Here is a 14501-nt window from a genome sequence, read left to right on the forward strand (position 1 = left end):
ATTCGCGGGATTATCGTTCTATTTCGCGGGATTCGGTGCGAAGTTCGTGGGAAAAATAAGGACGCGCGCAACCGAAAAGGGGTTACGTGGGAATAAGTTTGAAATTCGAGGGATTACCGTTCTATTTCGCGGAATTCGGTGCAAAGTTCGCGGGAAAAAAGACCACCCCCCTCGAGAGCTTCAAGCCCCGTCAAATCTTGCTTCCTAATCAGGGTCAGCAGGATATGTCGGGGCTTGCAATGTTCTTAAGTCTGTCTTAATGTTCTACCTGTGAATATGCTTTTTTACCATTTGTTATCATGACAAGAAACATCATGAAAAATAGGGAACTAATAATCACAAAAAAACTAATATTTTTAAAGAATTGGATAAACAATCCACCGACAGAGGGTCCAACTAAACTTCCTAGACTAAAGAAGATACCACACATTAAATTTCCTGTAGGTAGTAAGTGTTTTGGCATTAAATCTGCCATATAAGAGATTCCAAGAGAGAATGTCGAACCTACGAACATACCAGCGATAAACAAACATAATACGAGACCGAAAAATGATTCCTCTAAAAAACTTGCAGAGGTGAAGCTTAAAAATCCGAGTAATAGAATAAAACTCAATATTCTTTTACGTCCGAATTTGTCACTTAATATCCCTAATGGCAGTTGAAAGACAATTCCGCCTATGGCAAATGATGCTAGTAGAACAGAAACACTACTTACATCAATTCCAATTCTGAGTGCATAAACTGGAAAGCTCCCATTTAAGGAGGATTCTAAGAACCCATAAGCAAGTGGAGGGAGAAAAGCAACCCATCCGTATTTCCAAGCTTGTGAAAATCTCTTTAACGTATCAAAAAATGAACTCATTTCTATATCTTGTTGCTCTGGGTGTTCATTTTTAAGTGCAAATAAGAAGAGCCACCCTATCAAGCACAGTACCGAGGATAATATAAATGGAAGTGCCTCATTTATTTGGATGAGCGGTGTCATAAGGGGACCAACTGCAAAACCTACTCCGAAAAATAAACCATATAGAGATATATTGCGTCCTCTTTTATTCTCGGGAGAAAAGTCAGTGATCCAGGTTTGCGTTCCGAAATGTAATGCATGATCACCGATTCCAATTAGTAAACGAAGAAAGAACCAAAACCAAAACGTCTTCCACAATGGAAAGAGTGCAAGTGCTACAAAAACTAATAATCCTCCAGCGATAATGATTGGTTTATATCCAAAGCGTCGAAGCGGCGCTTCCATGAATGGTGATGCGAGCAAAATACCTATGTACAATGCAGTGGCATTAAGTCCATTTAAGAATGAAGAGACTCCACTGTTTTCAAAGATAACAGCAATCAATGGTAACAGTAGTCCTTGACTGAAACCAGATATTGCTACAATACTAACTAATATCCAAAAGCGCGAATTTGTGTTTTTCATCTGTAACCCCAATATCTGTTATTTTTCTTCCAACATCCATCATACAAAATTCAGGAGTGTTAGTCACCATCTAAAGACTTATTTGTTAATAGTTGTATTTGTGAAGAAATCCTTTAAAATAGATAGTACTTTAACCTGATATGGAGGATGAGTATGGAATTTAAAATGAAAGAAGTTGGCTTCACAAGCGAATTTGAATTTGGTGAACTACATGTTGCAGGCGATGAGCAATATGGGTATAGACCTTTTCAATTGATGGTATCTGCAATTGTCGTATGTAGTGGTGGAGTATTAAGGAAAATTCTTGAAAAGAAAAGAATACATATCGAGGATATTACAATTAAATCAGAAGTAGAACGTAATGAAAGTGAAGCAAATCGGATTGAGAAAATTTCTATTCATTATGTTATAACTGGAAAAGATTTAAATGAAGGAAAGATATCACAGGCGATTGAACTTGCTAACAAAAACTGTCCGATGACGCAATCTGTTAAGGGTAGTATTGAAATTGAGGAAACGTTTGAATTAGTCCAAACTAATGGTTGAATTACAAAACGTTAGGTGAAGCAGCCTAACGTTTTTTGTTGTCTACCTGAAACTGTGAGTTGGATGTGTATTCATCTTACCTACTTAAGAGACAATAATCTATAACTAACCTTAAAAAGAAGAAAAACAACCATTGCATAAGCAGAAGTTAGGGGAATGATTTTAAAATGAGGCAATATCTTTGGAGAAGTATATTTTTTATAATTGGATTGTTTACGATTTCCTTAGGGATAAGTTTAACCATTAAAGCAGATCTAGGAGCAGGTGCATGGGATGCTTTAAATGTTGGATTATCAAACATGATTGGTTTGACAGTCGGAAGCTGGACAATTATTGTTGGTATTTTGCTAATTTTTTTAAATGCTTATTTATTAAGAGCAAAACCAGCATATTTGGCAATGCTGACTATAACACTTATAGGTTTTTTTATTGATTTTTGGCTTATCTATATGTTTGATGCTTGGGATCCATCTGGGTATGTTATTCAAGCCATTATCCTAGTAGTAGGAATTATTGCGTTGGCGCTAGGAATCTCTACATATTTGCAAGCTCGTTTTCCACTGTCACCAATTGATCAGTTAATGATCGCGATTAGGGAACGTCTAAATGTTAATTTAATGATTGCCAAAACAATTGGCGAACTAACCGCTTTACTTCTTGCGTTTATTTTCAAAGGGCCAATCGGTATTGGAACAATTGTTATTACTTTTTCCATCGGACCATTAATCCAAGTGTTTTTTCCAATTTTAGAAAAATTTTTGCGTATTCTCAGTAAAAATGGTCATTTAGAAAAAAAGAATGGATAATAAATCTTACCTTCGAAAAAACTAATAGCAAAGAATATGAAAGGAGTAAATTATATGAAATTTCTACTTCATTGCATTGCTGTTATCGTCCTTTTATTCAGTAGTTCTATCACTACATTTGCTGATAAAGTGAAAGAAGAACCAAAGGAAGAGAAGAAAGAAAATCAAGTAAATGAGAAAAAGTCTTCTGATGACAGTGAAAAATACCAAATTCCAAACTCTGTCATGGATATCTCAAAAGAGAACACTTATCCAAATCCAACACAGGATTTACCATATTTACAACCAAGTGAACTAACAAAAGAATTGATTGAAACCGCTCAAGTGAATATTGAGAACCCTGATTTAATCAAAATTCTGAATGAATCATCGATTTCAACAACACCTTTAGCGATTGGGTACCGTGCAACGATTTATCTTGGACAATGGGCATTGAATTATGAATCAACAGAAACAAATGTGAACTGGGAATATCAGAAGATAAATACAAATTACTATGATAATCGTGGAGGAAAAGCTCCATATCAAATTCACTATAATCAAGAAGCACAGAAACAAGTTAAAGGCGGTTTAACTGCAAAAATTGAAAGTGCTGATGAAGTGAAAAAAATGATGTTAATCACCGCAGCTAATAAAACAAAGCTACCACTCTCGTTTGAGACGATTATAGGTGCAGGTACGAAAAAAGACCAGGTATATAATATTCCACCGAAAAGATTAGGCTATTTATATGCCTATGCACCTGCAGTGAATGAAAAAGGGAAGGTAACCTATGGAGAGGTATACCTTGTCTTGAAGGGTAGTAAGAAAAGTATCGTTGTTAAAAACGTGACACATCAAGGGATTGGAGCATGGATACCTGTTCAGGATCATGCGTCATATGGATTTGTTGCTTCTGAGGTCCCTAAATAAGATCAAAACTTATCCTACTATCATAAAGATTTGTCATTTTAAAATAAATCAAATACGATAGTACAGAAGGGAGAGGTTATTTTGGGTAACGCTATACACGACAAAGATTCACAGATCAATTATTTGAAAAATCGTCTAAACATGTTTATAGATGTTATCGATTCTCTAGATCCCGAAAATACTGAATTAGAAGATATAGATCGTCTAATCAAGATGCTTGATGACCTAGAGTTTAAGTATGACCAGTTTAAAAATGATTGGGAAGAAGACCAAAAATAAAACCGCTCTCTGAGCGGTTTTTTATAGTTTATGGCGTTGTTAAAAGTCATGATTCCTGTCCGAAGTCAGGTCAGGTTCAGACTCGGTCGCGTTAGTAATAATAGACTCTGTCTGAAGTCAGTGCAGGTTTCGGACTCGATCGCAATAGTACTCATAGATTCTGTCTGAAGTCATTGCAGGTTCGGACTCGATCGCAGTTGTAATGGTAGATCCTGTCTGAATTCAGGGGATGTTGGGGACTCGATCGCAGTAGTACTCATAGACCCTGTCCGAAGTCAGGTCAGGTTCGGACTCGGTCGCGCTAGTAATGATAGATCCTGTCTGAAGTCAGTATAGGTTCAGACTCGGTCGCAGAAGTAATGATAGATCTTGTCCGAAGTCAGGTCAGGTTCAGACCGGGTTTCATCAAAAATTACAAATCCTGTCCGAATTCAGACCAAGTTCAGACTCGGGAGCATCTGAATTCACTCAGTGCTGAACAATGTGCTTTCCGCTCTTCATAATTATGAAAAATCTGTAATCGTTTGCATATGTCTTTCGTAATATCCTATTAGAAGTTATAATTGTTATTGAAGAAAATGGTCAGAAAAGTTGCACATTAATGCATGTGTATGGCAACGTAATTTCATTAATGATTCAATTCTATAGGGGAACAGGGGAGAGGTTATTACGATGGAAAAACTTCAAGAAAGTATGTACAAGTTAATTGTAGAAACATCAACAAGACTTCCAAGAGATGTACGAAGAGCAATTGCTAAAGCGAAAGAACTTGAAAATGCTGGTACGCGTGCAGCCATGTCATTAGATACAATTACAAATAATATTAAAATGGCAGACGATAATGTTTCACCAATCTGTCAGGATACAGGATTACCTACATTCAAAATAAAAACACCAGTTGGAGTTAACCAACTAAAAATAAAGGATGCCATTTATGCTGCCATTGCACAAGCCACTAAGGATGGAAAACTTCGTCCAAATTCAGTAGATTCATTAACTGGCGAAAATAGTGGAGATAATTTAGGATATGGTACACCTGTTATTAAGTTTGAGCAATGGGAAAAAGATTATATCGATGCACGCTTAATTCTTAAAGGTGGAGGCTGTGAAAATAAGAACATCCAGTATAGCCTACCATGTGAGCTAGATGGTCTTGGAAGAGCCGGACGTGATTTAGACGGTATCCGAAAATGTGTGATGCATTCAGTATACCAAGCACAGGGTCAAGGCTGTAGTGCCGGCTTTATAGGAGTTGGTATTGGAGGAGATCGCACATCAGGCTATGAGCTTGCAAAAGAGCAATTATTCCGTAGTGTAGAAGATGAAAACACGCACGAAGATCTAAAGCAACTGGAAGAGTACGTGATGGAAAATGCCAATAAGTTAGGTATCGGTACAATGGGTTTTGGTGGGGAAACAACATTACTAGGCTGTAAAGTTGGCGTAATGAATCGAATTCCAGCAAGCTTCTTTGTTTCGGTTGCTTATAACTGTTGGGCTTTTCGTCGCCTCGGAGTTACAATTGATCAGCAATCAGGAGAGATCAACGATTGGTTATATCAAGAAGGAGACGAAATCGATTTTACTAAGGAAGCAGAAACCAATACAGATCAAGAGGATACAAAACTTGTAGATCTTCAAGCACCAATTACAGAAGAACAAATTCGAGAATTAAAAGTAGGGGATGTTGTTCGTATTAATGGACGGATGTTTACTGGACGTGATGCCATTCATAAGTACTTAAGCGACCATGACGCGCCTGTTGATCTAGATGGGCAAATTATTTATCACTGTGGTCCGGTTATGCTGAAAGATGATGAAGGAAAATGGCATGTTAAAGCAGCAGGGCCGACAACTAGTATTCGTGAAGAACCTTATCAAGGTGATATCATGAAGAAATTCGGAATTCGAGCTGTAATTGGAAAAGGCGGAATGGGCCCTAAAACGCTTGCTGCATTAAAAGAGCATGGTGGTGTGTATCTTAATGCAATTGGTGGTGCTGCCCAGTACTATGCGGACTGTATTAAGGGTGTAGACGGTGTTGATTTAATGCAATTTGGAATACCAGAAGCAATGTGGCACTTACAGGTTGAGGGCTTTACAGCAGTTGTGACAATGGATTCTCACGGTAACAGCCTACATGAAGATGTCGATAAATCATCATTAGAGAAATTGGCTCAATTTAAGGAGCCAGTATTTAAATAAATCAAAATCAAAAGTGCTTAGCTCTTTTTTATGAGTTAAGCACTTTTGCTTTTAGTGAGTATCATCTAAAAATGGTTTGTTCACATAATGATACATGAATCCCATGAAAATCGAACCGCCAATTAAATTGCCAATGGTTACTGGGATTAAATTTCTTACCACGCCATAAAAAGAAATACTTTCAGGATGATCGAGAACTAGCGCAATGGCAAAGGTGCACATATTTGCAATACTATGCTCATAGCCAGAAATGAAGAAGCAAAACACAAATAAGACCATTGAAAATAATTTAGGTCCATCACTATCAAAATTCATTGGGATAAAGAAAGCTAAACAAACGAGCCAATTACATAGAATTGCTCTAAAGAAGAGTTCCATGATTGGAGCACTAACTTTTTTTTCAACAACACTTAATAAAAAACCATTAACAGAAGATTCATTAAAGAGACCAGTCGTATAAATTAGAAGAGCAAAAGCGATCGCACCAAGAATATTCCCAATATAACTATAAGTCCATAATTTCCAAACTGCACTCCAAGCCATCTTCTTCCTTAGTGCTGCATATGTAAAGTAGAAGGTGTTACCGGTAAATAAGTCTCCACCTCCATAAGCAATTAAAATAATTGCGGCCCCAAATGTTAGAGCTGCCATTGGATAGGTCAAAGGTGAGTGCTCAAGGAAGAAAAAACTACCTGTTTTAAAAGCAACAATAACACCAAATCCTATAAACATACTTGCAAGCATTGACCTTGCTAAATAACGTAAACGACTATTTTTGAAGATTTTATGTTTTTTTAGCGCAAGTTCTTCTACACCTTGTAATGGTTTTATCTCCATACACTATCTCCCTTTTTGAACTATTTTTATTATATCCACTGATGTTTAATTTATGTTTTTACTATATCATAGATGGAAAACTCTTCCCTGAATGAATTTGTCTGCTTTTGCAAAAAATAACCATAATATGCTGTAGTTTAGGGAGGGTCTTTTGGTGAAAAAGATCATTAGTATACTTGCAATGCTGGTAATAGCAATGTCATTTCAATCAAGCGTAAAAGCCAGCTATTCAAATCAACCAATTCACTGGGGATTTAAGAAAAGTCAGAACCATGAACCACCAAGTGCTGGAGAGGAACTAAATTTATTACTTGAGAACTATGGAACCTTTTATCTAGGTGATACCTCAAAGAAAGAGATCTATTTAACCTTTGATAATGGGTATGAAAATGGTTATACAGGACAAATTCTTGACGTTCTTAAGGAGAAAAATGTTCCTGCAACTTTTTTTGTAACAGGTCATTATTTAAAGGACCAACCAGATTTAGTCAAACGAATGGCTGAAGAGGGTCACATTGTTGGAAATCATTCATGGCATCATCCAGATTTAACAAAAGTTAGCGATAAACGACTTAGAAAAGAACTTGATTCAGTCAAAAATGAAACAGAACGATTAACCGGGCAAAAAGATGTTGCTTATCTTCGTCCACCGAGAGGGGTTTTTAGCGAAAGAACCCTTGCCTTATCGAAGGACCTTGGATATCAAACGGTTTTTTGGTCGTTGGCTTTCGTGGACTGGCATGTCGATCAGCAAAGAGGCTGGGAATATGCTTATGATAATATTATGAAACAAATTCATCCTGGAGCTATTCTTTTACTTCACACGGTATCAAAAGATAATGCAGAAGCGCTTGAAAAGGCGATTGATGAATTGCATGAACAAGGATATAGCTTTCATAGTCTAGATCATTTAATGGCAAGTAAAATGAATCTAGATGAACCTTATCTCTTTGAATTGGACTAATTCTCACACCTTTTGGGGCTAACCAAAAGGTGTTTTCGTATCTCATGAAGTATTTTTTGTTATACTAAAGAGTAGGAATAGGTCAAATTAAAAATGGAGTTGTCATATGAGTGGTCAAATAAAGAATCAAAATAATACATCAATTAAATTAGCGGAGGGACAAACCTTCCCTTTAACAATAAAAAGATTGGGCATTAACGGAGAAGGGGTTGGCTATTTCAAGAAGCAGGTTGTGTTTGTTCCAGGTGCACTACCAGGTGAAGAAGTAGTCGTTGAAGCGACAAGAATACATCCTAAATTTGCAGAGGGAAAAATAAAGAAAATCCGAAAGAAATCGGTGCACCGAGTCATGCCACCATGCCCGATTTATGAACAATGTGGGGGCTGTCAATTACAGCACTTAGATTATGGGCAGCAATTAAAAGAAAAACGTGATATTGTGGTCCAAGCATTTGAACGATATATGAAAAATGAAGTTGAAGGTTTAAAAATCAAAGAAACAATTGGAATGGAAAACCCGTGGAATTATCGGAATAAGAGTCAATTCCAAGTAGGGTTACAAAAGCAAAAAGTAATAGCGGGGTTATATGGGATTGGATCACACTCACTGATTGATATTTCTGACTGTATGGTACAGCATGAAGCGACAAACAAGGTAACTCAAGTTGTAAAAGCTGTGTTACAAAAGTTGAATATATCAATCTACAATGAACGAACTCGAAAAGGCCTTGTGCGAACGATTGTCACACGAGTGGGCGTCACAACAGGTGAAGTACAAGTGGTCCTAATCACTGCGGGTAAGGAGTTGCCACGCAAGCAAGATTTAATAACAGCTATTACAAATAAATTGCCTGAGGTAAAATCGATCGTTCAAAATATCAATGGAAACAAAACATCTTTAATCTTTGGTGATGAGACCAATCATATTCATGGAAGTGAAGTCATTCAAGAAACCCTTGGTGACCTTTCATTTGAATTATCAGCTAGAGCGTTCTTTCAATTAAATCCTTATCAAACAGTAAAGCTATATGATGAGGTGAAAAACGCTGCCCAATTAACAGGTAAAGAAAAAATTGTGGATGCATATTGTGGTGTCGGAACCATTGGATTATGGTTGGCACAAAATGCCTCAGAGTTAAGAGGGATGGATACAATTGCCGAGTCAATTGCGGATGCAAAGAAAAATGCGAAAAGACATCAAATAAAAAATGCTACATATGTAACTGGAAAAGCAGAAGAATGGCTTCCTAAATGGGTGAAGGAAGGCTGGAAACCAGATATCGTTGTCGTTGATCCACCGAGAACTGGATGCGATACAAAACTGTTAGAAACAGTTCTAAAAGTAAAGCCAAAGAAATTAATCTATGTTTCGTGTAATCCATCGACTTTGGCGAAGGATTTAAGTATGTTATCAAAACAGTACAAAGTAGAGTATGTTCAGCCAGTTGATATGTTTCCGCATACGGCGCACGTCGAGGCGGTTGCGCAACTCATTTTAAAAGAAGGCAACTAACCCTTGTGGGTGTTGCCTTTTTACGTTTACTTCGCATAATAGTTTGATGATATTCACAATTAATCTCAAATTCCTTCCATACCATGATGAGTATGTGATCCACAGTTTTTTGATGTTATCCAAGGGGGATTGGCATGGGAGAGTTTTATCTGGGAAATAGTTTGTATTGTGCGAATGCCTAATTTTTTTTTTATTTTTCTGGTCAATTTACCCAATGTTTCTAGTGCCTTTTTTTAGTTAAATAATAATATAGAAAATAATCAGAAAAAGGTGGGGGTTTGAAAATAGTCGTTGCTCCTGACTCTTTAAAGGGAGTTTGGCCGTGTTACTGGTTGGAAGATTATTCAGAATGTTCTTGGTAAAGAAATTCCAGATGTTCAAGTTGAGGTGAATCCAATGGCTGATGGGGTGAGGGGACTCCTGAGAAATTAATGTTTACTATAAAAAGTAAGCGCTTACCAATGTCTTCATCAGGTCCACTATTGGTGCATGCGAAAAGAAATAGCAAGTATTAAAAGCGTGTAATAAAAAACTAATAATATATTATTTAGGGGGATATTTAAATGAAAAGATTTAGCAAAAGTATCGGAGTGTTAATGGTTGTTTTAAGTTTAGTTTTAGCACTTGCAGCATGTGGTGGAGATAGTGCTAAGGAATCAAGTGCTAAGGAATCAAGTGAAGGTTCAAAGTCTTCAGAGAAAAAAGAAGTTGTTGTTCCAGAAGGTGAAGCTGAAATAGTTTTTACAGGTGGTACATCAGCAGCGTTTGGTCAAATGGATGCAACGCTTGACCTTTATGATGGTGGCACAGCTATTTTGACCACTGCATATGCAAAAAGAGAGACTGTGTTTGATGGTTCATGGTCTATGAGTGAGGACCAAAATACGATTAGTCTTAACATAAATGATAATGATGGCACTTCTTGGGAAGCAGTAAAAGGTGATGACGGAACCTATGCATTTGAATATAAGACCTTTGATGGTAAAGGTGAAGCAGTTATACCATTTACAACGAAGTAAACTAAGTACAGAGTCAGTAAAAGTGCATAACCTATTGTAAGGTTATGCTTTTGCGATAGGGACTTTATAAAATCTATGAAAAGCAAGAGCATTTAATTATGTTCTTGCTTTTCTTTGTGGTAAAAGTCAATACGGATAAAAATCGTTAAGTCCATGTGATTCATCTCCATTTACGAAAATGATCTTATAAATCTATTAATAATACTAAAATAAATACCAAAATACCATAATGGTATAGAGAATGATGCTACAATTACTATTAAACAAGAAATCCAAAGGAGAGCTAACCTTCTTAGGACGTATCAAAAATTTGAACTTTTAGGATGGGGAGCCGAGTTCAAATATAAATATTAATTAAAAAATAATAGGTGAAAAGGGGTAATAAATATGAAAGTTTTAGACAAGGTTGTTGTTGTAACAGGTGCTGGTGGCGGTATCGGACGAGAATTAGTTCTTAATCTCCTTTCAAAAGGAGCAAGTGTTGCAGCTGTTGATATTAACAAAGATGCCTTAGATGAGACAGTAAAACAAGCTGGGGAGAAAGCTGGAAAGTTATCAACACATATTGTGAATCTAACAGATAGAGAGGCAGTAGAGGCACTGCCAGACAAAGTAATTGCTCATCACGGTGCTGTAGACGGCATCATTAACAATGCGGGTATCATTCAACCGTTTGTAAATATCAACGATCTTGATTATGAAAAAATCAAACTAGTAATGGATATAAACTTTTATGGTACGCTTTACATGACAAAAACATTCCTACCTTATCTATTAGAAAGACCTGTAGGACATATCACAAACGTTTCCAGTATGGGAGGGTTCTTACCTGTACCTGGTCAGTCAATTTATGGAGCATCTAAAGCCGCTGTAAAATTAATGACAGAGGGGTTACATGCAGAGCTAAAAGATACAAACGTTAATGTAACAGTAGTGTTCCCTGGTGGTGTTGCGACAGATATTATGAAAAATTCTGGAGCAGAAGGATCAAGAAAATCAGATGCAAGTGAACAAGATATGTCCAAGCTATTAACACCTAAAGAAGCAGCAGAAATTATTGTAAATGGTACGGAGAATGATGAATATCGTGTATTGGCTGGTAAAGACTCGAAAGTAATGGACAAATTTTATCGTATAAGCCCTAAAAAGGCAGCTGAATTGATTGCTAACAAAATGAACAAAAAATAAAATCAATGTAATAATGAGGTAGTCTAACTGGACTGCCTCATTTTAGATTCGTACTATACTTCTACGAATGGTACACAGAGTCAAATATTATCGTCATGTAGCATTTCTGCCCTCCTTATCCTCTAGATGAGATTTCCCCTTTAGAGAAATAATTAGTAAATTATTAAACTCCTCTTTAGAAATTCTTTAGAACTCCAGACTATACTGAGGCTTGTAAAACAAACAAGGTCTTTATAGGAGGAGTTATTTTCATGGTTGAGTCAGTTATGTTTACTATTGAATCGTGGTATGTGTTAGGTCCTGTTGCAATGTTGGGTTTGATATGGTTAGTTTTGTGGTCAAGAAAAAGAGAGAGTGAATTGAAGCTAGGGCAGGTGGCAATGATCGTTTCGTTTGGAGTATACTTGCTTTGTGTCCTGCATCTTGTGTTCTTTCCGATTGATGTGAACATAGGGGAGTATGCGAATCAAACTCCGTGGTACAAAACGATTAACTTTATCCCCATTTTAACGATTGACATCCAAACATTTTTGCTTAATATCATTATGTTGATCCCGTTTGGAATGTATCTTCCTGTCCTATTTAAGGTCAAAGAGTCAGTGAAAAAGGCAGCAACTCTTGGGTTTATTTTTAGTATTTCCTTAGAGGTAGTCCAATTAGTAATTCGAATTACTCTAGGAAGTGGAAGAAGTACCGATATCAATGACTTAATAGCGAATTCCCTAGGGGCAGCGATCGGATTTATAATGATGAAAAAGTTGCTTAAATTCTCTCAATTAAAAAATACATTAAAATCATTTCAGCTTTAAGAAGAAGGAGGGGTGTAGGTGACAACTATTTTAATCGTAGATGATGATCCCCACATTGCCGAATTAATTGAGGTCTATCTGTTAAACGAAGGATTTTCAATCAATAAAGCAAAGGATGGGATAGAGGCTATAGATCTCTTTAACCGTGTCCCAGTGGATTTGATTATTTTAGATATAATGATGCCAAGAATGGACGGCTTTGAGTTTTGCAAAAAGGTTCGCAAACAGCATCAGGTCCCCATTCTGATGGTTAGTGCCAAGGTGGAAGATATGGATAAAATCGTTGGCTTGATGACGGGGGCAGATGATTATATGACCAAACCATTTAACCCTCTAGAGTTAATGGCGAGAGTCAAGGCGTTGCTTCGGCGAGCGAACTACAAACAAAGTGGTCAAGATGATGGTATATTGAAGGTTGGTTCATTTGAAATTGATAAGAATAGTCATACTGTCAGTGTGGAAGGCGAACAAATCAAATTGACTGCGCGTGAATTTGAGATTTTATATTTATTAGCAAAGCACCGTGGACGAGTGTTTTCCTCTGATGAAATATTTGAAAAGGTGTGGAATGAGCCGTGTGAGGGTGCAAATAAAACGGTGATGGTTCATATTAGTAATCTTCGTGATAAGTTGAATGCGGCAGTCCTAAGTGAGACCGTCATTCAAACGGTGTGGGGAGTGGGGTATAAAATTGAAAAATAACCTCATCAATATCGTCAAGTTTTTGCCGAAGTGGAAAATAGCGCTATATGTGATGCTCGCATTTTTTCTTGCATTTGTTACAGGAATTATTCTTCTACCAGCCATTTGGTTTCTCGAGGATCAATCACGTTTTTTCGAAAGTGTTCTATTTATCTTGTCTTACTTTCGAGAGGGAATCATTATCGTTTTTTATTTGATAACGGTGTTGATCTACTTGTTTCTATTTTATCAGTACGAGAGAAAAAGATACTTATCGTTTCATATTAAAAAGATATCATTGGATATGAAGCGGTTGATTCAAAAAGAGATATCAGCTGAGCAACTAGAGGCTCCCTTGGAGTTTAAACAGTTGAGTGAGTGTTTGTTAATGATGATAGAGAAGTCAGATGAGGCTATAACAGAGGTCCGGAGAGTTGAACAGTTAAAAAACGAGCTCATCACGAGTGTGGCACATGATCTTAGGTCACCGCTCACATCTGTAATTGGCTACTTAGATCTTATTAATGATGATCGCTACCGCGACGAAGTAGAATTACGGTATTATGTACAAATTATTCATGATAAGGCAGCACATCTCCATACCTTAATTAATGATATGTTTGAATATACGTATATGCAGAATCAGCATATCATGCTTGCAAATGAGGCGATTGACATGGAGGAGATGCTAAATCAACTCATTGTTCAATCAAGAGTTCAAATAGAAGAAGCGGGGATGGAGTGTCGATTTTCAACGGAAACTACAGATCCCAAAATTAATGGTGATGGTGCAAAGTTAGCTAGAGTATTTGAAAATTTGATTCAAAATGCCATTCGTTATGGGCAAAATGGTAAATATATTGATATACACTTAAGTGATTCAAACAACATGGTTGAAATTAACATGATCAATTATGGTCCTCCAATCCCAACAAGAGACCTTCCACATATTTTTGACCGATTTTATCGTGTGGAAAAGTCACGTTCTCTTTATACTGGGGGATCTGGGTTAGGATTAGCGATTGCAAAAAGTATTGTGGAACAGCATAGAGGTCAGATTGACGTGAAAAGTACAACGGGTAGCACCATTTTTACAGTAAAACTTGCAAAAGGATAGACTGCCTTCATAGAAATTGCCTAAAAAAGGTGGCTGTTACGAAAATAGCCTAAATGAAGAGGGAGCCTAATAGGGCTTCTTTTTGCTTATGTAGAGTAATTAAAGGTTCGGTAATCATTCAGAATTTTGATCCTTTTGGTAATTACTACGAGAATAAAATCCCTGGGATAAAAGATAAGTGATTCATGTTATAATA

At 36.8% G+C, this 14501-nt stretch carries 14 protein-coding genes; 12 read left to right on the forward strand and 2 right to left on the reverse strand.

The window, feature by feature from the left end; all coding sequences use genetic code 11:
- Window positions 1–256: 256 nt before the first annotated feature.
- Window positions 257–1429 carry an MFS transporter gene (locus BLQ56_RS18600; RefSeq protein WP_090857960.1) on the reverse strand — a complete coding sequence of 391 codons (1173 nt, stop codon included), beginning with the start codon at window positions 1427–1429 and terminating at the stop codon, window positions 257–259.
- Window positions 1430–1582: 153 nt separating this feature from the next.
- On the opposite strand from BLQ56_RS18600, the gene BLQ56_RS18605 reads away from it, so the two are divergent.
- From BLQ56_RS18605 to BLQ56_RS18625, 5 genes are all read left to right on the forward strand, one after another.
- Complete coding sequence (locus BLQ56_RS18605; protein ID WP_090857963.1) at window positions 1583–1975, forward strand: OsmC family protein; 393 nt, start codon at window positions 1583–1585, stop codon at window positions 1973–1975.
- A 167-nt stretch (window positions 1976–2142) separates the two neighbouring features.
- Window positions 2143–2781, forward strand: a complete 639-nt coding sequence (locus BLQ56_RS18610) for a YczE/YyaS/YitT family protein (RefSeq protein WP_090857966.1) — start codon at window positions 2143–2145, stop codon at window positions 2779–2781.
- A gap of 54 nt (window positions 2782–2835) precedes the next feature.
- Window positions 2836–3693 carry a YfkD famly protein gene (locus BLQ56_RS18615; RefSeq protein ID WP_238457317.1) on the forward strand — a complete coding sequence of 286 codons (858 nt, stop codon included), beginning with the start codon at window positions 2836–2838 and terminating at the stop codon, window positions 3691–3693.
- An 81-nt stretch (window positions 3694–3774) separates the two neighbouring features.
- On the forward strand, window positions 3775–3972 hold the full coding sequence (locus BLQ56_RS18620) for an SE1561 family protein (RefSeq protein ID WP_090857973.1): 198 nt from the start codon (window positions 3775–3777) through the stop codon (window positions 3970–3972).
- A 672-nt stretch (window positions 3973–4644) separates the two neighbouring features.
- On the forward strand, window positions 4645–6177 hold the full coding sequence (locus tag BLQ56_RS18625; protein ID WP_139163123.1) for a fumarate hydratase: 1533 nt from the start codon (window positions 4645–4647) through the stop codon (window positions 6175–6177).
- Window positions 6178–6228: 51 nt separating this feature from the next.
- On the opposite strand, the gene BLQ56_RS18630 is transcribed toward BLQ56_RS18625, so the two are convergent.
- Window positions 6229–7014 carry a formate/nitrite transporter family protein gene (locus tag BLQ56_RS18630; protein ID WP_090857979.1) on the reverse strand — a complete coding sequence of 262 codons (786 nt, stop codon included), beginning with the start codon at window positions 7012–7014 and terminating at the stop codon, window positions 6229–6231.
- A gap of 181 nt (window positions 7015–7195) precedes the next feature.
- Here BLQ56_RS18630 and pdaA point away from each other — a divergent pair, with 181 nt between their 5' ends.
- The 7 genes from pdaA (at window position 7196) to BLQ56_RS18665 (ending at window position 14305) form a co-directional block, all read left to right on the forward strand.
- Window positions 7196–7978, forward strand: coding sequence for a delta-lactam-biosynthetic de-N-acetylase (gene pdaA, locus BLQ56_RS18635; protein WP_090858146.1), 783 nt, complete (start codon window positions 7196–7198; stop codon window positions 7976–7978).
- A 106-nt stretch (window positions 7979–8084) separates the two neighbouring features.
- Window positions 8085–9491, forward strand: coding sequence for a 23S rRNA (uracil(1939)-C(5))-methyltransferase RlmD (gene rlmD / locus BLQ56_RS18640; RefSeq protein WP_090857982.1), 1407 nt, complete (start codon window positions 8085–8087; stop codon window positions 9489–9491).
- Window positions 9492–10054: 563 nt separating this feature from the next.
- Complete coding sequence (locus BLQ56_RS18645; protein ID WP_090857985.1) at window positions 10055–10510, forward strand: hypothetical protein; 456 nt, start codon at window positions 10055–10057, stop codon at window positions 10508–10510.
- A 387-nt stretch (window positions 10511–10897) separates the two neighbouring features.
- Entirely contained in the window at window positions 10898–11698 is an 801-nt protein-coding gene (locus BLQ56_RS18650) for an SDR family NAD(P)-dependent oxidoreductase (protein WP_090857988.1), read from the forward strand.
- A 251-nt stretch (window positions 11699–11949) separates the two neighbouring features.
- Window positions 11950–12507 (forward strand): VanZ family protein, encoded by a 558-nt coding sequence (locus tag BLQ56_RS18655; protein WP_090857990.1) that lies wholly within the window; start codon window positions 11950–11952, stop codon window positions 12505–12507.
- 18 nt (window positions 12508–12525) lie between these two features.
- A complete protein-coding gene (locus BLQ56_RS18660) occupies window positions 12526–13209 on the forward strand; it encodes a response regulator transcription factor (RefSeq protein WP_090857993.1) in 684 nt (227 codons plus the stop codon).
- The gene (locus BLQ56_RS18665) at window positions 13199–14305 is read left to right on the forward strand and encodes a sensor histidine kinase (protein WP_090857996.1); all 1107 of its coding nucleotides are present in this window, start codon (window positions 13199–13201) and stop codon (window positions 14303–14305) included. Before BLQ56_RS18660 ends, BLQ56_RS18665 begins: the two co-directional genes overlap by 11 nt.
- Window positions 14306–14501: the final 196 nt, after the last annotated feature.

Origin of the sequence: Litchfieldia salsa (genome assembly GCF_900104555.1) — a bacterium.
GTDB lineage: Bacteria > Bacillota > Bacilli > Bacillales > Bacillaceae_L > Litchfieldia > Litchfieldia salsa.

Excerpts from the sequence above, each read along its gene's own strand:
- BLQ56_RS18600 (WP_090857960.1), bottom strand. The coding sequence starts at position 1,429 with ATGAAAAACACAAATTCGCGCTTTTGGATATTAGTTAGTATTGTAGCA.
- BLQ56_RS18605 (WP_090857963.1), top strand. The coding sequence starts at position 1,583 with ATGGAATTTAAAATGAAAGAAGTTGGCTTCACAAGCGAATTTGAATTT.
- BLQ56_RS18610 (WP_090857966.1), top strand. The coding sequence starts at position 2,143 with ATGAGGCAATATCTTTGGAGAAGTATATTTTTTATAATTGGATTGTTT.
- BLQ56_RS18615 (WP_238457317.1), top strand. The coding sequence starts at position 2,836 with ATGAAATTTCTACTTCATTGCATTGCTGTTATCGTCCTTTTATTCAGT.
- BLQ56_RS18625 (WP_139163123.1), top strand. The coding sequence starts at position 4,645 with ATGGAAAAACTTCAAGAAAGTATGTACAAGTTAATTGTAGAAACATCA.
- BLQ56_RS18630 (WP_090857979.1), bottom strand. The coding sequence starts at position 7,014 with ATGGAGATAAAACCATTACAAGGTGTAGAAGAACTTGCGCTAAAAAAA.
- pdaA (WP_090858146.1), top strand. The coding sequence starts at position 7,196 with ATGCTGGTAATAGCAATGTCATTTCAATCAAGCGTAAAAGCCAGCTAT.
- rlmD (WP_090857982.1), top strand. The coding sequence starts at position 8,085 with ATGAGTGGTCAAATAAAGAATCAAAATAATACATCAATTAAATTAGCG.
- BLQ56_RS18645 (WP_090857985.1), top strand. The coding sequence starts at position 10,055 with ATGAAAAGATTTAGCAAAAGTATCGGAGTGTTAATGGTTGTTTTAAGT.
- BLQ56_RS18650 (WP_090857988.1), top strand. The coding sequence starts at position 10,898 with ATGAAAGTTTTAGACAAGGTTGTTGTTGTAACAGGTGCTGGTGGCGGT.
- BLQ56_RS18655 (WP_090857990.1), top strand. The coding sequence starts at position 11,950 with ATGGTTGAGTCAGTTATGTTTACTATTGAATCGTGGTATGTGTTAGGT.